At 49.3% G+C, this 205-nt stretch carries 2 tRNA genes; both read left to right on the forward strand.

Going from position 1 to position 205, the window contains the following annotated elements:
- Positions 1-76: transfer RNA gene (locus HFE01_RS26925), tRNA-Val, on the forward strand.
- Between the two features lie 55 nt (positions 77-131).
- Positions 132-203 (forward strand) — tRNA-Gln (locus tag HFE01_RS26930).
- The last annotated feature ends 2 nt before the right edge of the window (positions 204-205 follow it).

Below are 205 nucleotides of genomic sequence, written 5' to 3' on the forward strand. Positions count from 1 at the left end.
GGAGGCTTAGCTCAGCTGGGAGAGCATCTGCCTTACAAGCAGAGGGTCGGGGGTTCGATCCCCTCAGCCTCCACCATATTTTGTTCTCTTACATGGATGAAATATAGGGGAATTGTGAATCATATGCATATTGGGGATTAGCCAAGCGGTAAGGCAACGGACTTTGACTCCGTCATGCATAGGTTCAAATCCTATATCCCCAGCC

The sequence above is a fragment of the Paenibacillus sp. EKM10P genome (assembly GCF_011800655.1).
GTDB lineage: Bacteria > Bacillota > Bacilli > Paenibacillales > Paenibacillaceae > Paenibacillus > Paenibacillus polymyxa.